We start from the raw sequence: 20,923 nt of genomic DNA on the forward strand, positions 1-20,923 counted from the left end.
TTTAAGGCCGGGTTTACGAGGCCAGGCGACGTTAACCGCCCGGCAATAGATGCCGGCCCGGCATCCTTGGCCGGGCCGGAATCGCCCCAAGGGGCGACCGAGGCGCGAGGGAATCCTTGGCAGGGCGTGAAGGGGCGGGTGGCCCGTTCATTGCTGTTCACAGCTTCGGCACCTTTGCCCCGGATCACCACCGATCATGCTGTCCCCCGTCCCGACCCCGGCTTCCCCCTCCGCTGCTGCCTCCCGCTCCTCCGATGCCGCGGCGACGCCGGCGCGCGGTGCCGGGCGCGGTGGCTTCGCGGCTGCGCTCGACGCGGCGGAGGCACCGGCGGCCCGGAACCAGGCAGCCGGGGACCAGACGGGCGAGGCATCCCCGCAGGCCCAGGCGGAGCCGGTGCAACCCCCGCCCGCCACCGATGGAGACCCCGCGCCCCGCCTGGCCGCCATGGCCGAAGAGACGCCGCTTGAGGTCGAGGGCACCGGCAAGCCTGGGGCGGAGGGAACGGCCGAGGCGGGTGTGACCGCGGAGCGCGCCGCCCTGCCCGAAGCGGCCCTGGCCGACGCCGCCCTCCCCGGTGCCGTGATGCCGGGCGCCCCGCCCGCGCAACCCGTGGCGGCTGGCGATGCGGCGGCGGGCAAGGCGATGGCGGCCACGCTGGCGCCCACGATCCCCTCATCCGCGCAGCCCGGTGGCGCCGCTGCGGCATCCTCCCGCGCCGAGCCGTCCGCGGGCTTGGCCGACCAGCCCGGCGCCGCGGAGGCCGCGCAGCCCCCGGGGCCCGCGACCGGCGACACGACCCGCACCCAGCCTGACATCGCCACCAGGGCCGCCATGGCCGACACCCCGCCCGAGCCCGGCCTGGCGGACCTCCAGCCGGGGCCCCAGCAGGATGCCGCGCCCGTGCCCGCCGCCAGCCCCCACCAGGCGCTGGCGGCCGCCCCGCCGCCGGAAGCCCCTGCCGCCGCCCAGCGCCCCTACGCCCGTGCCGCCGCGGTGCCCGCGCAGCAGCTGGCGCCGGTGATCCTGGCGCAGGTCGCCAAGGGCGGCGACGCCTCCCGCCTCATCGTCCAGCTGCGCCCGGCCGAACTAGGCGGCGTGGAGGTGGCGGTGGAAGCCAGCCGGGACGGCGCCACGCAGGTGCGCATCCTGGTGGAGCGGCCGGAGACGCTGATGCTGCTGGCGCGCGACCGAGGCGCGATCGAGCAGGCCCTGCAGGCCGCCGGGATCGATACCAAAGCCGACACGCTCAGCATGAGCCTGGGGGAGCCGGGACAGCGCGGCGGCCAGGGGCAGGGCAGTGGCCGGCAGGGCGCCGAGGATGGGCCCGGCCCGGCCCAGCCCTGGGTTCAGCGCGGCGCCGCCGGCGCCGACATGGTTGCTATCGCACCCCAGCGCCTGGTCGCGCGCGGGCTGCTCGACGTTGCTCTCTGAAGGGAGGATCCCGATGACCACCGCAACCACCGCCGCCGCCGCCACCGCGACGCGCAGCACCACCGGTGCCGCCACGGCCACCAGCACCGCCACCGCCAATGCGGCGACAAGTTCCGCCGCCGCCAATGCGGCGCGGTCGCTCGGCGGCGACATGACGACCTTCCTGAAGCTGCTGACCACCCAGCTGCGGCACCAGGACCCGACCCAGCCCATGGACCCCAACCAGCTGACGCAGCAGTTGGCGCAATTCGCGGGGGTGGAGCAGCAGATCGCCACCAACCAGCACATGGAAGCGCTGCTCGGCCTGCAACGCACCTCCGCCCTCGTGGCGGCGACGCCGATGATGGGGCGGGAGGTGGAGGTCTCCGCCGACCATCTGCAACTCTCCAACGGCACGGCGCAGGAAGTGCGGATGCCGCCAGCCTCCGGCAACGTCACGCGCGCCCGCGTGGCGCTGACGGACAGCACCGGCGCGGTGATCCGGGATGCGGTGGTGCCGCTCGGCGCGGCCGCGACCGGCTGGAGCTGGGATGGCAGGAACGCGCAGGGCCGCGGGCTGGCCGATGGCCGCTACGGGCTGCGCGTGACGGGCGTGGATGCCACCGGCGGCACCACCGGCGCGCTGTCCGCCGTGGTGGCGGGCACCGTGACCGGGATCTCGCAGGACCAGGATGGCGTGCAGCTGGCCGTCGGCGCGATGACAACCGGTTTCGATTCGTTGCGCCGCGTGCGGTGATGACGGGCCCGTTGGTGGCGCACCCGGCAGGGATTGCCGGTGCCACGCCCCCGGAATCAATGGCTTGCAGTGCGTTGTTTCCCGTTGAAATGACTCAGTAAGTGATGCCACCGGAACGAGCCGCGGTTAACAGGAGGTAAAGGCGCCCGGCAGAAGATGCCCACCGCGCGGCAGGACGCCGCCCGGGAGATCGCATGGTGCGCAAGCTGGCAACGGGCATGAAGGCGGGGCGGTAATGGGTGGCCTCGGCAACCTTCTGGTGGTTCTCCGTGGCCTCGGCCCCGCGCGGTTGATCGCGCTGGGCTCCGTTGCTCTCGCGACGCTCGGTATCATCGGCTTCCTGGCGCTGCGCAGCGCCGATGTGCCGATGGCGCTGCTCTACGGCGATCTCGACCAGCGCGATGCCGCGCAGGTTGTGCAGGCGCTGGAACGCGCCCGCGTGCCCCACCGCATCAGCCAGAATGGCGCGGAGGTGATGGTGCCGACCGAACAGGTCGCGCGGCTGCGCCTGCAACTCGCCCGCGACGGCATCCCCGCCGGCGGTTCCGTCGGCTACGAGATCTTCGACCGCCAGGGCGGCCTGACCGCCACGCCCTTCAAGCAGGACCTGAACCGCGTGCGTGCCCTGGAAGGGGAGATCGCGCGTTCCATCCGCACGCTCCACGGCGTCTCCGCCGCCCGCGTGCACCTGGTGATGCCGCGGCGGGAGCCCTTCTCCCGCGAGCGTGGCGAGGCGCAGGCGAGCGTCGTCCTGCAGATGCGCGGCAGCCAGCGGCTGGATCGCGAAGGCGTGCAGGCGGTGCTGCACCTGGTCTCCGCCGCCGTGCCGGGCCTGAAGCCGCAGAACGTCTCCATCGTCGATGGCCGCGCCGAATTGCTGGCCCGCGGCGGCCAGGCGCTGCCGGGTTCCGAACAGGGCATGGCGCTGAGCGCCGAGGAGATGCGCCGCGGGCAGGAGATGCGGATTGCCCGCGGGGTGGAGGAGATGCTGGAGCGCACCCTCGGCACCGGCCGGGTGCGCGTGGAGGCGACGGTCGAGCTGGATACCGACCGCGTGCAGATCACCGAGCAGCGCTTCGACCCGGACAACCAAGTGCCGCGCAGCACCTCCTCCTCCACCGAATCCAACCGCAGCGGTGAACCGCAGAACGTCTCCGTCGCCAACCAGCTGCCGGGCGCGCCAACGACGCAGTCGAGCGGGCCCCAATCCTCCGAGAACAAGCAGGAGGAAACGACGAACTTCGAGATCGGCCAGACCAGCCGCACCGTGGTCCGTCAGGCGCCCGTGCTGAAGCGGCTGTCCGTCGCGGTCCTGGTGGATGGCGTGATGGATCCGGGCGATGGCACCGCAGCACCGCGCTTCCGCGAACGGAACCGGGAGGAGCTGGACCGCATCGCCGCCCTGGTGCGTGGCGCCATCGGCTTCGACGAACGCCGTGGCGACCGGCTGGAGGTCGCGAGCCTGCGCTTCGCGGAGCCGATGGGCGGCCCGGCGGCGGAGGATGTGCCAAGCCTGCTGGCCACGCTGCTGACGCCGGCGGTGGTGACGCGGCTGACGGAAAGCGCGCTGCTGGCGCTGGTGGCCCTGATGGCGCTGCTGCTGCTGGGCCGGCCCGTGGTGTCGCGCATCACCGCCTCCATGCAGCCGCAGGCGGCGCTTGCCGCGGGCGGTGGCGCGATGCTGGCGGCCGATGGCGGTGCCATCGACAACGCCGCGGTCGGCGCGCTTCCCGGTCCCGCCAACGCGAATGAGGTGCCGGCCGCCGAGGAATATGTCGATGTCGCGATGGTGCAGGGCCAGCTCCGCGCCTCCTCGCTGAGCCGCGTCTCGGGCCTGGTCGACAAGCATCCGGATGAGGCGCTGGCCCTGATCCGCCGCTGGCTGTCCCCGGAGGATCGCAGGTGAGCATGACCTATTCTTCCGCGGCTGCCGTGTCGCTCTCCGGGCCGCACAAGGCGGCCGTGCTGATGCTGGCGCTGGGCGAGGAGCGGGCGGCGATGCTGCTGGGCCGCATGCATGACGACGAGGTGCGCGACGTCTCCGCCGCCATGGCCTCGCTCGGTCCCGTCTCCGCCCCCGTTGTCGAACAGCTCTGCAACGAGTTCAGCGACGCGCTGGGCGATGCCGGGTCGCTGATGGGCGGCTGGGAGGCGACGGAGCGCCTGCTGCTGCGGTCGCTGCCGAAGGATCGCGTCGCGCTCATCATGGATGAGCTGCGCGGCCCGGCCGGCCGGACCATGTGGGACAAGCTCGGCAACGTGAATGAGAACGTGCTGGCGAACTACCTGAAGAACGAATACCCGCAGACCGTCGCCGTGGTGCTGTCGCGCATCCGCCCGGACCACGCGGCGCGCGTGCTGTCGCTGCTGCCCGAGGCCTTCTCCATGGAAGTCGTCATGCGCATGCTGCGCATGGAAAGCCCGCAGGCGGAGGCGCTGGAAGGCGTGGAGCGTACGCTGAAGGCCGAGTTCATGTCGAACCTGGCCCGCGCCACGCGCCGCGATCCGCATGAGCTGATGGCGGAGATCTTCAATAATCTCGATCGTTCCACCGAGAACCGCATGATGGCGGCGCTGGAAGGCGTGTCGGATGACAGCGCGTCCCGCATCCGCCAGCTGATGTTCACCTTCGAGGATCTGAAGCGCCTCGACACCAACGGCATCCCGGTGCTGCTGCGCGCGGTGGAGAAGGACAAGCTCGCGATCGCGCTGAAGGGCGCATCGGAAGCGCTGCGGGAGCTGTTCCTGCGTGGCATGTCCGAACGCGCCGGCCGGATGCTGCGCGACGACATCGCCGCCCTCGGCCCCGTGCGGCTGAAGGATGTGGAGGAAGCGCAGGCGATCATCGTCGCGCTGGCCAAGGACCTCGCCCAGCAGGGCGCGCTGCGTATGACCGATGGCGCGCAGGAGATGATGGTCGAATGAGCATGCCTGACGAAGGCGGCGCCGGCTGGTTCGCCGCACTGCCGCGCCCGCTTTCCCGCACCTCCGCCTTGGCCGGCACGCCCTACGCCTTCTCGCTCGACGATTTCAGCGAACAGGAGCCGGATGTGGCGGCACCGGACCCCGAGCCGACGCCGGAGCCCGAGCCCGATCCGCTGCCCGCGCTGCTGGAAGCGGCGCGCGCCGAGGGCTTCGCCGCCGGCCGTGACGCTGGGCGGGAGGAGGCGATGCGCAGCATCGAGGCCGCGGCCGCCGCGACGCTGCGCGATGCGGCCTCCGCCCTCTCGCTCGGCGTGGCGGAAGCGCGGGAGGTCGCGGAGGCGACGGCCGATGCGGTGGCGCGCGCGGCGCTGGCCGCCGTGCTGGCCGCGCTGCCGACCCTGGCGGCGCGATGCGGGGAGGCGGAGGTGATCCGCTTCGCCGAGGGGCTGCTGCCCTGCCTGGCCGGCGAATCCACCGTGGCGCTGCGTGTGGCGCCCGACCTGGTGGCCCCCGTCGCCGCCCGCTTCGCGGACCAGCCGCGGCTGGAGGTGCTGGCGGATGCGTCACTGGCGCGGGGCGATGCCCGCGCGTCCTGGCGTGGCGGCGAAGCGGCGCGGCATGCGGAAGCGGCGCGCCGCGTGGTGATGGATGCGTTCGCCGGCTTCGGCCTCGCGTGAGGTCGGATGAAACGATGCCCACCCTCGACCCCCGAAGTAGGCAGTGCAGCTCGTCAAGCGGGCATCACGTCATCCGACCGGTTTCTTGAAGACATTGAGGAGAGACCCATGAGCGACATTCGCAATCCCCTGGTGCTGGACGAGCTGAAGGACGCCGATCCGGCGCTGCGCCGCGCGGCACAGGGCGGCGGCGACCTCGGTGCCATCTACGACATCCCCGTGCAGGTCAGCGCCGTGCTCGGCCGCGCGACGATGCAGGTCAGCCAGCTGCTGAAGCTCGGCCGTGGCGCGATGATCGAGCTGGACCGCAAGCTGGGGGAGGCGGTGGATATCTACGTCAACAACCGCCTTGTCGCCCGCGGCGAAGTGGTGATGGTGGGAGATAATCGCCTCGGCATCACCATGACCGAGATCGTCAAGACCGACAGGGCGGCGTGATCGGATGTCCCGCCTGCTGATCCTCGGCGCTCTGTCCGGTCCGCTCGGCGTTGCCGCGCGCATGGCGCAGTCCCGCGGTGCGGCCATCGCGCAGGCGGACCATCTGGGTACGGCGCTGGCGCATCTGCGCGGGCCCGGCGCGGACCTGGTGCTGTGCCATGTCGGCCATGACGTCGCCGGCCTGCTGCGCGGCCTGGCGGCGGAACGCATCGCCTGCCCCGTGATCGCCTGCGGGCCGGAGGAATCGGCGGCCGAGGCGATCGCCGCCGTCCGTGCCGGCGCGAGGGATTTTCTTCCGCTGCCCCCGGATGCGGATTTGATCGCGGCGATGCTCGAAGCCGCCGCCGGGCATGGGGAAGGCACGCAGGCGCCGGTGGCGCGCGACCCCGCCATGCTGGCAGTGCTGGCGCGCGCCAACCAGGTGGCGCGCGCGGATGCCAGTGTGCTGATCACCGGCGAAAGCGGTACCGGCAAGGAAGTCCTGGCGCGCCACATCCACGCCGCCAGCCGTCGCGCCCGCGGCCCCTTCGTGGCGCTGAACTGCGCCGCGCTGCCGGAGGCGCTGCTGGAATCCGAGCTGTTCGGCCATGAGAAGGGCGCCTTCAGCGGTGCCGTCGCCGCCCGCCGCGGCAAGTTCGAACAGGCCGATGGCGGCACGCTGCTGCTGGACGAGATCGGGGAGATGGACCCACGCCTGCAGGCGAAGCTGCTGCGCGCGATCCAGGAGCGGGAAGTGGACCGCCTCGGCGGCACCCGCCCCGTGCGCGTCGATGTGCGCATCCTGGCCGCGACCAACCGCGACCTGGCTGCCGAGGTTCGCGCCGGGCGCTTCCGTGATGACCTGTATTTCCGCCTCGACGTCGTGCGCCTCAAGCTGCCGCCGCTACGCGAACGGCCGTCCGATATCCTGCCGCTGGCCGAGCATTTCGCGCGCCGCTACGCCGATGCGAACGGCCTCGACCGCCGCCTCTTCTCGATGGCCGCGCGCGCCGCGCTGCTGCGCCATCCCTGGCCCGGCAATGTGCGTGAACTGGAGAACGCGGTGCACCGCGCGGTGCTGCTGGCGGAAGGCGCCGATATCGGGCCGGAGGCGATCGAGCTGGCGCCCTGCGCGCCACTGCCGGCTGCCTCCCCCGCGCCCGCCGGCGTCGAGGGCCTGGTGGGACGCAAGGTGGAGGAGGTTGAGCGGGACCTCATCATCGGCACGCTGTCCCACTGCCTCGGCAACCGCACCCGGGCGGCGGAGATCCTCGGCATCTCCATCCGCGCGCTGCGCAACAAGATCCATGACTATCGGGCCTCCGGCCTCTCCGTGCCTGCGGCCCCCGGCTATGCGGTGGATTGATCGATGAGCGCCACGACAACGCGGCTTGCCGTTCCCCGGTGGGTCTCCAACGCGACGCCTGGCGGCGACATCGCGCTCGCCCTCGGCGTGATCTCGCTGATCGCTGTCATGCTGGTGCCGCTGCCGACGGTGCTGCTGGATTTCGGCCTGGCCATCTCCATCACATCCTCCGTCCTCGTGCTGATGGTGGCGCTGTTCCTGCAGCGCCCGCTGGAGTTCACCAGCTTTCCGACCGTGCTGCTGCTGACCACGCTGCTGCGTCTCGGCCTCAATGTCGCGACCACCCGCGCCATCCTGACGCATGGGCATGAAGGCCCGGCGGGGGCGGGGCAGGTGGTATCCGCCTTCGGCGCCTTCCTGATGGGCGGCGACGTGCTGGTGGGCCTGGTGATCTTCGCCATCCTGCTGGTCGTCAACTTCATGGTCGTCACCAAGGGCTCCGGCCGCATCGCGGAAGTCGCCGCGCGGTTCAGCCTGGACGCCATGCCCGGCAAGCAGATGGCGATCGATGCCGACCTGTCCGCCGGCATCATCGAAGAGGCTGAATCACGCCGCCGGCGCCGGGAGCTGGAGCAGGAGAGCAGCTTCTACGGTGCCATGGACGGTGCCGCGAAATTCGTGCGCGGCGATGCCATCGCGGGCATCCTCGTGACCTTCGTGAACCTGCTCGGCGGGCTTGCCATCGGCCTTGGCCGCCACGGCATGCCGCTGGGCGATGCGGTGCAGTCCTATTCCCTGCTCACGGTCGGCGACGGCCTTGTCAGCCAGATCCCGTCCCTGCTCGTCTCCGTCGCCGCCGGCATCGTGGTGACGAAGGCGGGCGCGGAAGGGCGTGCGGACCGGCTGCTGGCCACGCAGCTGGGTTCCGCGCCGAAGCCGCTGGCGATTGCGGCCGGTGGCGCGGTGCTGATGGCGCTGATGCCCGGCATGCCCATGCTGCCCTTCCTGGCCCTGGCCGGCGCTGCCGGCGGTGCCGCCTGGATCGGCCGTGCGCATGGCAAGGAGAAGCCGGCGGAAGCCGCCACCGCGGCCGCCGCGCCCGGCAGCCCGGCGGCGGAGGAAGCCCAGGCACAGGAAGCGCTGCGCGTGGACGGCGTGCGGGTGGAACTCGGCTACGGCCTGCTGTCCCTGGCCGCGGGCGATGCACCGCGGATGACGGACCAGATCCGCGCGCTGCGCCGCACGCTGGCGGGCGAGATGGGCTTCATGCTGCCCTCGATCCGCGTGCAGGACAATCTGACGCTGGAGCCCGACCAGTACCTCATCCGCATCAAGGAAGTGGAGGCGGGCCGCGGCACGCTGCGCGCTTCGCTACTGCTCGCCATCGACCCGTCCGGCGGGGAGCCCACCTTGCGCGGCGAACGCTGCCACGAACCCGCCTTCGGCCTGCCGGCCGTGTGGATCGAGGAGCAGCAGCGGGAGGAAGCGCTCGCGCGCGGCTGCACCGTGGTGGATGCCGCCGGCGTCCTGGCCACGCACCTGACCGAGATCATGCGCGAGAACATGGCGGAGCTTCTGTCCCATGCGGACACGCGCAAGCTGCTGGACGGCCTGCCGGACGAACAGCGCCGCATCGTGCAGGAGATGATCCCCGCCCAGGCCAGCATGGGCACGGTGCAGCGGGTGCTGCAGACCCTGCTGGCGGAGCGCGTGTCGATCCGCGACCTGCCGACCATCCTGGAAGGCGTGCAGGAAGCCTGTTCCGCCGGCGCCCGCGCGGTGCCCTCCATCGTCGCCACGGTCCGGCTGCGCCTGGCGCGGCAGCTGACCGATGCCGCGCGCGCCCCGGCCGGGCATGTGCCGCTGGTCTCGCTGAGCGCCGAATGGGAAGCCGCCTTCGGCGAGGCCCTGGTCGGCCCGGCCGAGGATCGGCAACTCGCCATGGCGCCCTCCCGCCTCACGGAATTCGTCCGCCGGCTGCGCGACGTGCTGGACCAGGCGGCGGCGCAGGGGGAGACGCCGGTGGTTGTCTGTTCCGGCGCCATCCGGGCGCATGTCCGCGCCGTGGTGGAACGCTTCCGCCCCATGACCACCGTGATGGCGCAGGGCGAGATCCACTCGCGCGCCCGCATCCGCACCGTCGGACAGGTCTGATACCATGCGCATCCGGGTGTTGAAGGCGGCCTCCATGCCGGAGGCCATGGCGCGGCTGCGCGAGGAGCTGGGGCCGGATGCGGCGCTGCTGTCGAGCCGCCCCGTGAATGGCGGTGTCGAGGTGACGGGCGGCCTCGACCTGGACGATGAGGATGAGGAACTGCCGGTCCTGATCGGTGCGCGTCCCCGCGCGCCGCTGCCGGCGGCCTGCCATTCGCTGCGCCAGGATGACGATGCGGCGCTCGCCCTCGATTTCCATCGCGTCCCGGATGCGCTGGCGCGGCGGCTTTGTGCCGCGCCGCTGGAGGCATCGCTGGAAGCCAGCCTGCGCTTCGCGCGGCTGCCGGATGGCGTCGCGCGGCCGCTGCTGCTGGCCGGCCCGCCCGGCGCCGGCAAGACGCTGACCTGCGCGAAGCTGGCGGCGCGGCGGGTGCTGGAAGGCGAGGAACCGCCGCTGGTGATCAGCGCCGATGGCGAACGCCCCGCCGCCGCCGAACAGCTGGCGGCCTTCACGCAGCTGCTGGGCGCGACGCTGGCGGTGGCGCTGACGCCGGCCGCGGTGGCGCTGGCCATGGAACAGCGCAGCCCCGGCCAGCCCGTGCTGATCGACACCGCGGGCTGCGATCCCTTCGACCCCGCCCAGGCGCGCATGATCGCATCCCTGGTCGCGGTGACGGGCGCTTCGGTCGCGCTGGTGCTGCCGGGCAGCATGGACGCGGCGGAAGCCGCGGATGTGGCGCGGGCCTTCGGCGCGCTGGGCGCCACGCATCTGGTGGCGACGCGGCTCGATGCCTCCCGTCGCATCGGCGCGGTGCTGGCGGCGGCGGCGACGGCGGGGCTTGCGCTGGCGGAAGCCGGCACCGGATCGCAGGCCGCGGATGGGCTCACGGTGATGGAGCCGGCGTGGCTGGCCGCGCGCCTGCGGCGGCGTTCGCATATCGAAGTCTCCGCCTGGGAGGGAGTGGGATCATGAGTGCTGGAAACGGCCGCCTCATCGCCGTGGCTTCCGGCAAGGGGGGCGTGGGCAAGACCTGGCTTTCCATCACGCTGGCGCAGGCACTGGCGCAGCGCGGCCTGCGCGTACTGCTGGCAGATGGCGATTTCGGCCTCGCCAATGTCGATGTGCAGCTCGGCCTGCAACCATCGCTCGACCTGATGAACGTGCTGTCCGGCCGCGCCAGCTTCCGCGGCGCCGTGCTGCATCATGCGGAGGGCGGGTTCGACGTGCTGCCCGGCCGTTCCGGTGGCACCGCCATGGCCAACCTGCCGACGGAGGCGATCGAGCATGTCGGCCTGCTGATGCGCAGCGCCGCCAATGCGTGGGACGTGGTGGTGCTGGATCTCGGCGCCGGGCTGGCGGCGGGCAACCGTCACCTGGCCGCCGTCGCGGACACGCTGCTGGTGGTGACGACGGATGAGCCGACGAGCCTGACGGATGCCTATGCCGTGCTGAAGCTGCATGGCCGCGACCGGCCGGATGGCGATGCGCGGCTGGTGGTGAACCAGGCGCGGGACGAGGCCGCGGGCCGGCGCACCGCCGCGGCCCTGCAGCACGCCTGCCGCACCTTCCTGCGCCGCAACCTGCCCGTGGCGGGCATCCTGCGGCGCGATGAACGGGTGCCGGACGCGATCCGCAAGCAGGCGCCGCTGCTGCTGCGCTATCCGAATTCCATGGCGGCAATGGACGCGACCGCGCTGGCCCGCGCCCTGTAGGGGCGCGGCCACTGGCACCGGCAGGGTGGCCCCCTGGGCCGCATGCGAAAAGGGCCCGGTGCGATGCACCGGGCCCTTCGCGTCACCACCATGTGGATGCGATCAGATACTGAAGCCGAAATTCGGCGCCTGGACGGAGGATTTGTCCTCCGCGATGGTGAGATAGCGCTGGATGAGCTTCTCCTTCTTCGCGGCGTCGGTCAGGTCATCCAGCTTGAAGCCGCGCTGAAGCGTCCGCGCCTGGGCCTCGATCTCCTGCAGCGCGAGTTCCTTGGGCAGGCCGGCGATGGTGCTGGCGATGCGGCGCAGGACCTTGTCGCCCAGCACGTCATAGACGCCGGTCCTGGTCGTGGTGGACATGGTCCTGAGGTAGAGCGCGTCGGAGACCGCCTGGCTCTTCTCCTCGATCGCGGTCAGGCGCTTGTAGTTCACCAGCCCGTCCAGGATGGATTGGCGGGTGGAGGGCAGGCGCAGCGTGGAAAGGCCGGTGCTGGCGAAGCCAAGCTTCTCCGCCGCTGCCTTCCAGCGCTTGTCCGGCATGGTGGCGGCCAGCGACTTCTTGTCCGAGGGATCGGACATCAGCACGCGCCTCGCCAGGCCCACATTCTGTGCGTTGTCGGCAAGGCCGAGGCCCTGCAGGATGACGCGCGTGGCTTCCGTATCCTTGAACAGATCCGCCGGCGTCTTCGCCTTGGCCAGCACGCGGTCGAGCCGCGCCATGTCCCGCATGATGGCGGGATCCTTCTTCAGCCGCGCCGTCTCCTTCTCCGCCGAGGAGAGGCTGGTCTTGTAGAAGGTGAAGCGTTCGGGGGCGGAGAGCGTGACCGTCTGGCTATTGGCCCCGAACAGCGTGGAAAGCTGCGACCCCGAGAGCATGGCGCCTACTCCTGCGGGGGCGCCGAGAGCATCGCGTCGTCATGCGGGAACAATTCCCGGACGCGGCGCATCGCCTCCCAGCACTTGCCTTCCTCCAGCTCCTCCGTCGCACGTTCGATCAGGCGCTTGACGGTGGGGGAGGTGCTGGCCTCCGCGTAATCCGCGGCCAGGCCGCGGGCCAGTTCCAGGAACTGCGGACGCTCCGCATCGTCGCAGATATAGGCGGCCTGGATGGCGAAGTAGAGCCGGCGCGCGGGGGTGTTCGCATCGTTTGGAGCCAGGATCTGCTTGCCGAACAGGAACCGCACGCGGTTCGACAGGACGACGGAAGCGCGCGTCTGGAACTGCAGCGCGGCGCCGTTGACCAGCATCTTGTCGCCCGCGCGGAATTCGAGCACCAGGCGGCTATTGCGGCCTGGGGTATTCATCGCGGCGCTCATCGGTCGGTCCTCAGGCGGGCGCCGAGCCCCGCGGCGAAATCCTCGGCAATCGCCGCCAGGAAGTCGAGATCGGGCTTGTCCGAGTTCGCTTCCTTCACGGCACGCCGGGCAACGCTCGCGATGTTCAGGCGCAGGTCGCGCGGCAGGGTGGAGACGGGGTCGAGCACGATCGATTCGACCGTGACGAAGACGCGGTGCGCGTCGGCGGCGGCGCGGATCGTCGCCATGGGCGCCGGGTCGCGGATCGCGGCGCGCAGTCGGGCGGCCAGGATCGCGAAGACCTCCGCCTCCTGTTCGCGCTGGGACCGGCCGGATTTGGCGACCCCATAGGCACGGAAGGCCAGGGCGGCGTGGGTACGCGGCACATCTTGGGCCTCGGACAGCATGGCCGGTGTCTTCCTCGGCGAGGGCGCGCGGGGCGCCTGGAAGGGAGAAGGAAGGATGGGTGGTCATGGGCCGGGGTTTCCCCCGGCCCATATCCGTCTAGGCTTACTGGAAGAGCTTCATCAGGGCCTGCGGCGCCTGGTTCGCCGTGCTGAGCGACTGGGTGCCCAGCTGCTGACGGATCTGCAGGGACTGCATGCGGGCGCTTTCCTTGGCCAGGTCCGCATCGATCAGGGCGCCGAGGCCACCGCTGAGCGCGTCGAGCTTGTCCTTGTTGTAGGCGATCTGGCTGTCGATCGCACGGCTGTCGTTACCGTACGTCGCCATCGCCAGGTTCGTCTGCGCCTCGATGCCGCCGAAGTCACCAGCGCCGGTGCCGGCGAGAGCGGTCTTCCAGAGCGCGGCGGCCGCCGCGGCATCCGTCGGGTTCGCATCCACGTCGTCAGCCAGCGTCAGGTCGAACGCGCCGGATGCCTGACCGCTGAAGCTGTAGGTGTCGCCCTTCTCGTTGCGCACGACGTTGAAGTCGGTGCCGGCACCGACGGTGGCGCCGTCCGCATTCGCCGAGGTGCCCAGCAGGGTCTTGCCGTTGTACGTCGCGTCGTTGACATACTGGCCGATCTGCTTGGCGAGCTGGTCGTACTGCTTCATGTAGTTCAGGCGATCGTCGCCGGTGACGTTGTCGTCAGCCAGCTTGATCATGACGCTCTTCACGTCCTTGAGCGCGGAGCCGATCTGCGTCAGACCCGCCAGCGTCGTGTCGAGCAGGCCCTTGGCATTGCCAAGCTGCTCGTTCGCGCTGGTCACGCCCGCCACGTCGCCACGCACCTTCTGCGCCACGGCGAAAGCGGCACCATCATCCTTCGCGTCGGCGACGCGCAGGCCGGTGGAGACGCGCTTCTGCGTCGTGGCCATTTCGTCGGCTGTCCGGTTGAGGGACTGCAGCGCGACCATCGCGCCGTAGTTCGTCATGACGGAGTTGGCAGCCATGGTTGTCATCCTCTTGCGACATCGCCCCCGGCTCTTCCGGGGGCGTGGTGCCAGCGGCCCACTCTGGGGCATGGCACCTTGGGGAAAGACGGTCGCCTACGGGATCATCCCCGGCACCATCCGGTCCGCTCGTTCATGGAGCGGCGGTGAGGGGAAACTGATGCACACCTATTGCCCAGGTGTTGACGAAACGCGCCGTTCCTGTCGCCGGTCCGCCGCCGGTCGGAACGGGGCCTGATTAACACCGCAGCACCAAATGCCTGCGATCCAGGCGCTGCCATAATTGTCTGGATGTGCGATGGAAGACCTGCTCGCCGAGTTTCTCGCAGAGACAAGCGAAGCTCTCGCGGATCTCGATACCGCCCTGGTCGCCTTGGAGCGCCAGGGCGGGGACAAGGAGACGCTTGCCCAGATCTTCCGCACCGTTCACAGCGTGAAGGGTGCAGCAGGCTTTCTCGGCCTGCATCGCCTGGGTGCCGTGGCCCATGCGGCGGAGAATCTGCTCGGCCTTTATCGTGATGGCGCGGCCTCCGTCAGCCCCGCCGGCGTCACCGCCGTCCTCGGCGCGGTGGATGCCATCCGCACGATCCTGTCCGGCCTGGCCGAGACGGGCGCCGAGCCCGCGGGCGACGATGCGGCGCTGGTGGCGGCACTCGAAGCCGCCCAGACCGGGGAGGCGCCGCCCGTGTCCCTTCCCGTGGTGGCGGAGAAGCCGGAACCCGTCTTGGAAGCGGTGGCGCCGGTCGCCAGCGCGCCCGAACCGCCTGTCGCCGCGGCGGTGGAAGCCGTCGCAGCGCCCGCGGCAGCCCTGCCCACGCAGAGCATCCGCGTCTCCCTCGGCGTGCTGGATGAATTGATGACGCTGGCCTCGGAACTGGTGCTGGTCCGCAACCAGTTGCTGCAGATCGCGCGCGGGGCGGAAGCCTCCCCCTTCGCCGCGCCGCTCTCCCGCCTGTCGCGCATCACCTCTGACATGCAGGAGGGGGTGATGAAGACCCGCATGCAGCCGGTTTCCGCCGCCTGGGGGCCGCTGCCGCGTATCGTGCGCGACCTCGGTACCGAACTCGGCAAGCGGATCGACCTGGTGATGTCCGGTGGCGATACGGAACTCGATCGCCAGGTCCTGGAACTGATCCGCGATCCGCTGACCCATATTGTGCGCAACAGCTGCGATCACGGCCTGGAAGGGCCGGAAGCGCGCCGCGCCGCTGGCAAGCCGGAGACGGGGCGCATCGCGCTGACCGCCCGGCAGGAGGGCGGACGGATCGTCATCGAGATCGCGGATGACGGCCGCGGCCTCGACCTCGTGCGCGTCCGCGCCCGTGCCTTGCAGCGCGGCCTCGCGACGGAGGCGGAACTGGCGGCGATGCGGGACGAGGATGTCGCCCGCTTCGTCTTCCACGCCGGTTTCTCGACCGCCGAGGCGATCACGGCGGTGTCGGGCCGGGGCGTCGGCATGGATGTCGTGCGCAGCAACATCGAACGCATCGGCGGCACGGTGGACCTGCAGACCTTCTCGGGCCGCGGCACGACGCTGACCATCCGCATCCCGCTGACCCTTGCCATCGTCTCGGCCCTCGTCGTGCAGGCCGCGGGCGAACGCTTCGCGGTGCCGCAGGCGACGGTGGTGGAGCTGGTGGGCCTCGGCGGTGGCGGTGCCACGGTGGAATGGCTGGATGCGGCGCCGGTGCTGCGGCTGCGGGGCCAGCTGCTGCCCCTGGTGGCGCTGGGCCCGCTGCTCGGCCTGGAAGCGGCGCGGGATGGCGGTGCGCCGGTTGGCGGCTTCGTCGCCGTCCTGCAGGGCGATGCCGGCCGCTACGGCCTGCTGGTCGATACCGTCTTCGATACGGAGGAGATCGTGGTGAAGCCCGTCGCGCCGATCCTGCGTGACCTTGCCGGCTTCTCCGGCAACACCATCCTCGGCGACGGCAGCGTGATCATGATCCTCGATCCCGCCGGCATCGCCCGGATGGCCGGCGTCGGTGCCGGCAGCGCCGTGGTGGATGACAGCCTGGTGGAGGAGGTGGACCTGACGCAGGTGCTGGTGTTCCGCGCCGGCGGATCGCCGACGCCCATCGCGGTGCCGCTCGGCGTCATCGCGCGCCTCGAATCGCTGCCGGGCAAGAGCATCGAGATCGCGGGCGGCAAGCATGCCGCGCAGTATCGCGGCCAGCTGATGCCGCTGGTGCCGATCGGCCATTGGATGCCCCCGGCGCCGGATGCGATGCAGCCCGTGCTGGTCTTCCAGGATGGCACGCGGCAGCTCGGCCTCGTGGTGGATGAGATCGTGGACGTCGTCGAGGAATCGCTGGCGCTGCGCCCTTCCGCGGAACAGGCGGGCTTCCTCGGCTCCGCCATCGTCTGCGGCCGCGTCACCGATGTGCTGGACTGCGCCTACTGGCTGCGCCAGGGCGATCCCAGCTGGTTCGGCAAGCCGGATGCGACGGTGCCGCGCCTGCTGCTCGTGGAAGACAGCGGCTTCTTCCGGCAGATCGTCGTGCCCGCGCTGACCTCCGCCGGCTACGACGTGACCGCCAAGGCGGATGCCGTGCAGGCGCTGCAGCTGCGGGCGGAAGGTGCCATGTTCGACGCCGTGCTGACCGACATCGAGATGCCGGGCATGGACGGCTTCGAATTGCTGGCGGAGGTGCGCCGCGACGGTCCCTGGAAGCGCACGCCGATGGTGGCGCTGACCGGCCGCGCGGGCCCCACCGAGGTGGCCCGGGGCCGTGCCGCCGGCTTCCATGACTTCGTCGCGAAATTCGACCGTGACCGCGTGCTGAGCGCGCTGTCCGCGGCCATTGGGCAGGAAAACCGGGCATGACCGCCACCGCTTCGCATGGGACCGAACTGCTGCTCACGCTGCAGGTCGGCGGCCGGCTCTGCGGCCTTCCCGTCTCCCGCATCCGTGACGTGATCCGCTGCGAGAGGATCGCCCGGGTGCCGCTGGCGCCGCCTGGCGTGGCGGGGCTGCTGAACCTGCGCGGCCGCATCGTGACGGCGGTCGACCTGCGCGACCGCCTCGGCCTGCCGCCCGCCGCGCCCGACGCCGCCCGCATGAACGTGGTGGTGGAGGAACGCGGCGAACTCTACAGCCTGCTCGCCGATGGTGTCGGGGAGGTACTGTCGGTGAATCCCGAATCGCGCGACGACGTGCCGCATACGCTGCGCGGCCCCTGGCGCGAACACGCCGTGGCCGTCCACCGGCTGGATGGCGGCCTGCTGATCGAACTGGATGCCGATCGCATCCTTGCCTTCGGCGCGCGCAGCGGTGGCGACATGCGGCGATGAGCATCGAGCCGCTGCGCGTCCTGGTCTGTGACGACAGCGCCGTGGCACGCGCCGCCGTGGTGCGCATCCTGGACGGGGAGGCCGGCATCCGCGTCGTCTCCCGCGCCCGCAACGGGCGGGAGGCGGTGGAGGCCGTGCGGGCGGGCGGGATCGATGTCGCGCTGCTCGACCTCGAGATGCCGGTGATGGACGGCCTCACGGCGCTGCCGCTGCTGCTGCAGGCCGATCCCGGGCTGCGCGTGCTGGTCGTCTCCTCGCTCAGCGCGCAGGGTGCGGGAGTCGCGATGAAGGCGATGCGGCTGGGCGCGGTCGATTGCCTCGGCAAGCCCGCGCCGGGCCAGGATGCGACCTTTGCGGAGGAACTGATCGCCCGCATCAAGGGCAATGGCGCGCTGCGCCGTCGCGGCGTGCCGCCGCAGCCCGCGCCTGCGCCGGCCGCGCCGGTGCGGCGCGCGCCGATCGCGCCGGGGTGCGGGCCGGCCGTGCTGGCCATCGGCGCCTCCACGGGCGGTCCGGAAGCACTGGCCACCATCTTCCGCGCCTTTCGCGTCAGGCCGCGGATCCCGATCCTGCTGACGCAGCACATGCCCGATGCCTTCATCCCGATGCTGGCGGAGCATCTCTCCCGCCTCGGCCCCGTGCCGGTGACCGTGGCGCGGGACCATGCGGGGCTGGAGCCCGGCACGGCGATCCTGGCGCCGGGCGGTTCGCATCTGCTGGTGGCGGCGGGGCCGGAAGTTACGCTGGCGACCACGCCGCCGGAGCATTACTGCCGCCCGGCGGTGGACCCGATGCTGCGCAGCGTCGCCGCCATCTTTGGCGCCCGCGCCGCGGCGGTGGTGCTCACGGGCATGGGCTCCGATGGCGGGGCCGGCGCCGTGGCAGTGAATGGCGCGGGTGGCCTCGTGCTCGCGCAGGACCAGGCGAGCAGCGTGGTCTGGGGCATGCCGGGCGCGGTGGTCGAACGCGGGGCGGCGCGGGAAGTGCTGCCCATCCAGGAACTCGCCCGGCGCGTTGCCGAAATCGCAGGTGCCGCATGACCGATGCCGGATTCACGGAGATCGCGCGGGCCATCCGCGCCGTCTCCGGCCTCGCCCTCTCCGCCGACAAGGGCTACCTGCTGAAGGCGCGCCTCGCGCCGATGATGAAGCAGCGCGGCCTGTCCTCCCTGACGGACCTGGCGAACCGCCTGCCGACGGCGGACGGGCCTGCCCTGTTGCGGGAGATGGCGGAAGCCACGACGACCAACGAGACGAGCTTCTTCCGCGACGTGCTGCCGATCCGCCAGATCGCGGATTCGGTGCTGCCGGAGCTGGATGCGGCGCGCCCCGCCGGCGCGCCGATCCGCATCTGGTCCGCGGCCTGCTCCTCCGGCCAGGAAGCCTATTCCGTCGCCATGGCGGCGGAGGAAGCGGGCTTCCGCCGGCGCCTCGACATCTTCGGCACGGACCTCTCGGCCGCGATGGTCGACCGGGCGCGGGCAGGGCTCTACACCTCCTTCGAGATGGAGCGCGGGCTGTCGGCGGTGCAGCGCACACGCTGGTTCCGGCAGGAACCCGATGGCTGGCGGATCGCGGAGTCGCTGCGCCGCGCTTGCCGGTTCGAGGTGCTGAACCTGCTGGGCGATCTGCGCAGTTTGGGCACCTTCGACGTGGTGCTGCTGCGCAATGTCCTGATCTACTTCGATCCGCCGACGAAGGAACGCGTGGTCGCCGCCTGCGCCGCGCATCTGGCGCCGGATGGTGTGATCTGCCTGGGCGCCACGGAAACGCTGCTCGGCCTTCAGGCGCCGCTCGTGGCGGTGCCCGGGCTTCGGGGCGTGTGGCGGCGCGCATGAGCATCGCGCTATCCGCCCGCCGCGCCGCCGATGCGCTGCGGGTCGTCGGATCGGGCGAGCGGATCGCGGGCGCGGTCGCTTCCATCGATGCGCTGTCGGTCGAGGTGACGGGGCTGAGCGGCTTCGTCGCCGTCGGGTCGCGCCTGTCCCTCGCCTCGCCCGATGGCGAGGTGCCGGCGGAGGTCGTGGCGATTTCCGCGCGGGGCGCGCGGGCGGTGGCCTTCGCGCCGCTGGACGGCATCCGGCTCGGCGCGCCGGTGGCCCTCGCGGGCACGGCGACCCTCTCCCCGGGGCCCGGCTGGCTCGGCCGCGTGGTGGATCCGCTGGGGCGCCCGGTGGATGGCAAGGGGCCCCTGCCGAAGGGGCCCGTGGCGCTGCCGGTGCGGGTGAAGGCGCCGGAGGCGGCGCTGCGCGCGCGGCTCGGCCCGCGGCTCGACCTCGGCGTGCGGGCGCTGGACGGGTTCTGCACCATGCGGCGCGGACAGCGCCTTGGCCTTTTCGCCGCCTCGGGCGTCGGCAAGTCCACGCTGATGTCGATGCTGGCGCGCGGCGCGGATTGCGACGCGGCGGTGATCTGCCTGGTCGGCGAACGCGGGCGCGAGCTGCGCGAATTCATCGAGGATGATCTGGGCCCGGAAGGCCTGGCGCGCAGCGTCGTGGTCTGCGCGACCTCCGACGCGCCGGCGCCGATGCGGCGGGAAGCCGCCTTCGCGGCCATGACCATCGCGGAATCCCTGGCCCGCGAAGGCAAGCATGTGTTGCTGATGATGGACAGCGTCACGCGCTTCGCGCTGGCCTGCCGCGAGATCGGCCTTGCGGCCGGGGAGGTTCCGGCCACGCGCGGCTACACGCCGGGCGTCTTCGCGGAGCTGCCGCGGCTGCTGGAACGCGCGGGGCCGTGCCTGGAACACCAGGGTGGGCACATCACCGGCCTTTTCACCGTGCTGGTGGAGGGCGACGATCATGACGAACCGGTGGCCGATGCCGTCCGCGGCATCCTCGACGGGCATGTGGTGCTGGACCGCAAAATCGGCGAGCGCGGCCGCTGGCCCGCCATCGACGTGCTGCGCAGCCTGTCCCGTACCGTGCCGGGCTGCCTGACGGAAGCGGAGCGTCCCGTCGTGCTGCGCGCGCGCGCCATCCTGTCCATCGCGGCGGAGATGGCGGACCTCGTGCGGCTGGGCGCCTATCGCGCCGGCACCGACCCCGCGGTGGATGAGGCGCTGCGCCTGGCGCCGCGCATCGAGGGTTTCCTGGCGCAGCGGAAGGATGAGGCGCGGATCGGCGTCGATGACGCCTTCACCCGCCTGGCGGAGACGATGCGCTGATGGCGCGGCGCGATCCGCTTTCCGCCCTGCTGAAGCTGCGCGGGCTGGAAGTGGCCACGGCGCGGCGTGACCTGGTGGCCCGCCAGGCCGGCGCCGCCGCGGCGGCGGAGCGTGAGGCCGCGGCACGAAGCGCGCTGGACCTGGAACTGGCCGCCGGTGCCGGGGAATTCGCCGACAGCCTGGCCGCCTGGCTGCCCATGGCCCACGCCGCGCGCGAAAGGGCGGCGGGCGAGGCCGCGCTGGCGGCCCAGGCCGTGGAGGCCGCGCGCGCCGCCCTGGCCCAGCAGCGTGCACGGGAACGCGCCGTGGAATGGCTGCTGGACCGCCGCGCCCAGGATGCGCGGGACAAGGCGATGCGGGCGGAGCAGAACGCGCTGGATGAGGCCGCGCAGCGCCGCGGCCTGCGGGCACTGTAGC

Annotated in this window: 20 protein-coding genes; 16 read left to right on the forward strand and 4 right to left on the reverse strand. The window is 71.8% G+C overall.

The window, feature by feature from the left end; translation table 11 throughout:
• The first annotated feature begins 196 nt into the window (after window positions 1-196).
• The 10 genes from BM041_RS00365 to BM041_RS00410 all read left to right on the forward strand — a co-directional run bounded on the left by BM041_RS00365 (window position 197) and on the right by BM041_RS00410 (window position 11,360).
• Window positions 197-1,432, forward strand: coding sequence for a flagellar hook-length control protein FliK (locus tag BM041_RS00365; RefSeq protein WP_092953819.1), 1,236 nt, complete (start codon window positions 197-199; stop codon window positions 1,430-1,432).
• A 13-nt stretch (window positions 1,433-1,445) separates the two neighbouring features.
• Window positions 1,446-2,168 carry a flagellar hook assembly protein FlgD gene (locus BM041_RS00370; protein ID WP_175533643.1) on the forward strand — a complete coding sequence of 241 codons (723 nt, stop codon included), beginning with the start codon at window positions 1,446-1,448 and terminating at the stop codon, window positions 2,166-2,168.
• A gap of 235 nt (window positions 2,169-2,403) precedes the next feature.
• On the forward strand, window positions 2,404-4,074 hold the full coding sequence (fliF, locus tag BM041_RS00375; RefSeq protein ID WP_092953825.1) for a flagellar basal-body MS-ring/collar protein FliF: 1,671 nt from the start codon (window positions 2,404-2,406) through the stop codon (window positions 4,072-4,074).
• Window positions 4,075-4,076: 2 nt separating this feature from the next.
• A complete protein-coding gene (fliG, locus tag BM041_RS00380; RefSeq protein WP_092953828.1) occupies window positions 4,077-5,093 on the forward strand; it encodes a flagellar motor switch protein FliG in 1,017 nt (338 codons plus the stop codon).
• Entirely contained in the window at window positions 5,090-5,770 is a 681-nt protein-coding gene (locus BM041_RS00385; protein WP_092953831.1) for a FliH/SctL family protein, read from the forward strand. Before fliG ends, BM041_RS00385 begins: the two co-directional genes overlap by 4 nt.
• 108 nt (window positions 5,771-5,878) lie before the next feature.
• The gene (fliN, locus tag BM041_RS00390; protein WP_092953834.1) at window positions 5,879-6,208 is read left to right on the forward strand and encodes a flagellar motor switch protein FliN; all 330 of its coding nucleotides are present in this window, start codon (window positions 5,879-5,881) and stop codon (window positions 6,206-6,208) included.
• A 4-nt stretch (window positions 6,209-6,212) separates the two neighbouring features.
• Window positions 6,213-7,553 carry a sigma-54 interaction domain-containing protein gene (locus BM041_RS00395; RefSeq protein WP_092953837.1) on the forward strand — a complete coding sequence of 447 codons (1,341 nt, stop codon included), beginning with the start codon at window positions 6,213-6,215 and terminating at the stop codon, window positions 7,551-7,553.
• 3 nt (window positions 7,554-7,556) lie between these two features.
• On the forward strand, window positions 7,557-9,647 hold the full coding sequence (flhA, locus tag BM041_RS00400) for a flagellar biosynthesis protein FlhA (protein ID WP_092953841.1): 2,091 nt from the start codon (window positions 7,557-7,559) through the stop codon (window positions 9,645-9,647).
• A gap of 4 nt (window positions 9,648-9,651) precedes the next feature.
• Entirely contained in the window at window positions 9,652-10,620 is a 969-nt protein-coding gene (locus BM041_RS00405) for a flagellar biosynthesis protein FlhF (protein ID WP_092953844.1), read from the forward strand.
• Window positions 10,617-11,360 (forward strand): nucleotide-binding protein, encoded by a 744-nt coding sequence (locus BM041_RS00410; RefSeq protein WP_092953847.1) that lies wholly within the window; start codon window positions 10,617-10,619, stop codon window positions 11,358-11,360. The genes BM041_RS00405 and BM041_RS00410 overlap by 4 nt, the downstream gene beginning before the upstream one ends.
• A 102-nt stretch (window positions 11,361-11,462) precedes the next feature.
• Here the strand turns inward: BM041_RS00410 and BM041_RS00415 are convergent, their stop codons facing one another.
• The 4 genes from BM041_RS00415 to BM041_RS00425 form a co-directional block, all read right to left on the reverse strand.
• A complete protein-coding gene (locus BM041_RS00415) occupies window positions 11,463-12,236 on the reverse strand; it encodes a DUF1217 domain-containing protein (protein ID WP_092953850.1) in 774 nt (257 codons plus the stop codon).
• Between the two features lie 5 nt (window positions 12,237-12,241).
• A complete protein-coding gene (locus BM041_RS29690; RefSeq protein ID WP_139225916.1) occupies window positions 12,242-12,676 on the reverse strand; it encodes a flagellar biosynthesis repressor FlbT in 435 nt (144 codons plus the stop codon).
• Complete coding sequence (locus tag BM041_RS29695) at window positions 12,673-13,062, reverse strand: flagellar biosynthesis regulator FlaF (RefSeq protein ID WP_139225917.1); 390 nt, start codon at window positions 13,060-13,062, stop codon at window positions 12,673-12,675. Before BM041_RS29695 ends, BM041_RS29690 begins: the two co-directional genes overlap by 4 nt.
• Window positions 13,063-13,165: 103 nt before the next feature.
• Window positions 13,166-14,050, reverse strand: a complete 885-nt coding sequence (locus BM041_RS00425; RefSeq protein ID WP_092953855.1) for a flagellin — start codon at window positions 14,048-14,050, stop codon at window positions 13,166-13,168.
• A gap of 298 nt (window positions 14,051-14,348) precedes the next feature.
• On the opposite strand from BM041_RS00425, the gene BM041_RS00430 reads away from it, so the two are divergent.
• From BM041_RS00430 to BM041_RS00455, 6 genes are read left to right on the forward strand one after another with little or no spacing between them, the layout of a single operon-like run.
• A complete protein-coding gene (locus BM041_RS00430) occupies window positions 14,349-16,874 on the forward strand; it encodes a hybrid sensor histidine kinase/response regulator (RefSeq protein ID WP_092953858.1) in 2,526 nt (841 codons plus the stop codon).
• Entirely contained in the window at window positions 16,871-17,341 is a 471-nt protein-coding gene (locus tag BM041_RS00435) for a chemotaxis protein CheW (RefSeq protein WP_092953861.1), read from the forward strand. Before BM041_RS00430 ends, BM041_RS00435 begins: the two co-directional genes overlap by 4 nt.
• A complete protein-coding gene (gene cheB, locus BM041_RS00440) occupies window positions 17,338-18,381 on the forward strand; it encodes a chemotaxis-specific protein-glutamate methyltransferase CheB (protein ID WP_092953864.1) in 1,044 nt (347 codons plus the stop codon). Before BM041_RS00435 ends, cheB begins: the two co-directional genes overlap by 4 nt.
• Entirely contained in the window at window positions 18,378-19,178 is an 801-nt protein-coding gene (locus tag BM041_RS00445; RefSeq protein ID WP_092953867.1) for a CheR family methyltransferase, read from the forward strand. The genes cheB and BM041_RS00445 overlap by 4 nt, the downstream gene beginning before the upstream one ends.
• Complete coding sequence (locus tag BM041_RS00450) at window positions 19,175-20,506, forward strand: FliI/YscN family ATPase (RefSeq protein ID WP_092957258.1); 1,332 nt, start codon at window positions 19,175-19,177, stop codon at window positions 20,504-20,506. The genes BM041_RS00445 and BM041_RS00450 overlap by 4 nt, the downstream gene beginning before the upstream one ends.
• Window positions 20,506-20,922 (forward strand): flagellar FliJ family protein, encoded by a 417-nt coding sequence (locus BM041_RS00455; protein WP_092953870.1) that lies wholly within the window; start codon window positions 20,506-20,508, stop codon window positions 20,920-20,922. The genes BM041_RS00450 and BM041_RS00455 overlap by 1 nt, the downstream gene beginning before the upstream one ends.
• Window position 20,923 lies beyond the last annotated feature (1 nt).

The sequence above is a fragment of the Falsiroseomonas stagni DSM 19981 genome (assembly GCF_900114315.1).
GTDB lineage: Bacteria > Pseudomonadota > Alphaproteobacteria > Acetobacterales > Acetobacteraceae > Falsiroseomonas > Falsiroseomonas stagni.

Coding starts and splice junctions, on each gene's coding strand:
- BM041_RS00415 (WP_092953850.1), bottom strand. CDS start 12,236: ATGCTCTCGGGGTCGCAGCTTTCCACGCTGTTCGGGGCCAATAGCCAG.
- BM041_RS00365 (WP_092953819.1), top strand. CDS start 197: ATGCTGTCCCCCGTCCCGACCCCGGCTTCCCCCTCCGCTGCTGCCTCC.
- BM041_RS00385 (WP_092953831.1), top strand. CDS start 5,090: ATGAGCATGCCTGACGAAGGCGGCGCCGGCTGGTTCGCCGCACTGCCG.
- BM041_RS00370 (WP_175533643.1), top strand. CDS start 1,446: ATGACCACCGCAACCACCGCCGCCGCCGCCACCGCGACGCGCAGCACC.
- BM041_RS00435 (WP_092953861.1), top strand. CDS start 16,871: ATGACCGCCACCGCTTCGCATGGGACCGAACTGCTGCTCACGCTGCAG.
- BM041_RS00430 (WP_092953858.1), top strand. CDS start 14,349: ATGGAAGACCTGCTCGCCGAGTTTCTCGCAGAGACAAGCGAAGCTCTC.
- BM041_RS00455 (WP_092953870.1), top strand. CDS start 20,506: ATGGCGCGGCGCGATCCGCTTTCCGCCCTGCTGAAGCTGCGCGGGCTG.
- BM041_RS00395 (WP_092953837.1), top strand. CDS start 6,213: ATGTCCCGCCTGCTGATCCTCGGCGCTCTGTCCGGTCCGCTCGGCGTT.
- BM041_RS00445 (WP_092953867.1), top strand. CDS start 18,378: ATGACCGATGCCGGATTCACGGAGATCGCGCGGGCCATCCGCGCCGTC.
- BM041_RS29690 (WP_139225916.1), bottom strand. CDS start 12,676: ATGAGCGCCGCGATGAATACCCCAGGCCGCAATAGCCGCCTGGTGCTC.
- BM041_RS29695 (WP_139225917.1), bottom strand. CDS start 13,062: ATGCTGTCCGAGGCCCAAGATGTGCCGCGTACCCACGCCGCCCTGGCC.
- fliN (WP_092953834.1), top strand. CDS start 5,879: ATGAGCGACATTCGCAATCCCCTGGTGCTGGACGAGCTGAAGGACGCC.
- cheB (WP_092953864.1), top strand. CDS start 17,338: ATGAGCATCGAGCCGCTGCGCGTCCTGGTCTGTGACGACAGCGCCGTG.
- BM041_RS00410 (WP_092953847.1), top strand. CDS start 10,617: ATGAGTGCTGGAAACGGCCGCCTCATCGCCGTGGCTTCCGGCAAGGGG.
- fliG (WP_092953828.1), top strand. CDS start 4,077: ATGACCTATTCTTCCGCGGCTGCCGTGTCGCTCTCCGGGCCGCACAAG.
- BM041_RS00450 (WP_092957258.1), top strand. CDS start 19,175: ATGAGCATCGCGCTATCCGCCCGCCGCGCCGCCGATGCGCTGCGGGTC.
- BM041_RS00425 (WP_092953855.1), bottom strand. CDS start 14,050: ATGGCTGCCAACTCCGTCATGACGAACTACGGCGCGATGGTCGCGCTG.
- fliF (WP_092953825.1), top strand. CDS start 2,404: ATGGGTGGCCTCGGCAACCTTCTGGTGGTTCTCCGTGGCCTCGGCCCC.
- BM041_RS00405 (WP_092953844.1), top strand. CDS start 9,652: ATGCGCATCCGGGTGTTGAAGGCGGCCTCCATGCCGGAGGCCATGGCG.
- flhA (WP_092953841.1), top strand. CDS start 7,557: ATGAGCGCCACGACAACGCGGCTTGCCGTTCCCCGGTGGGTCTCCAAC.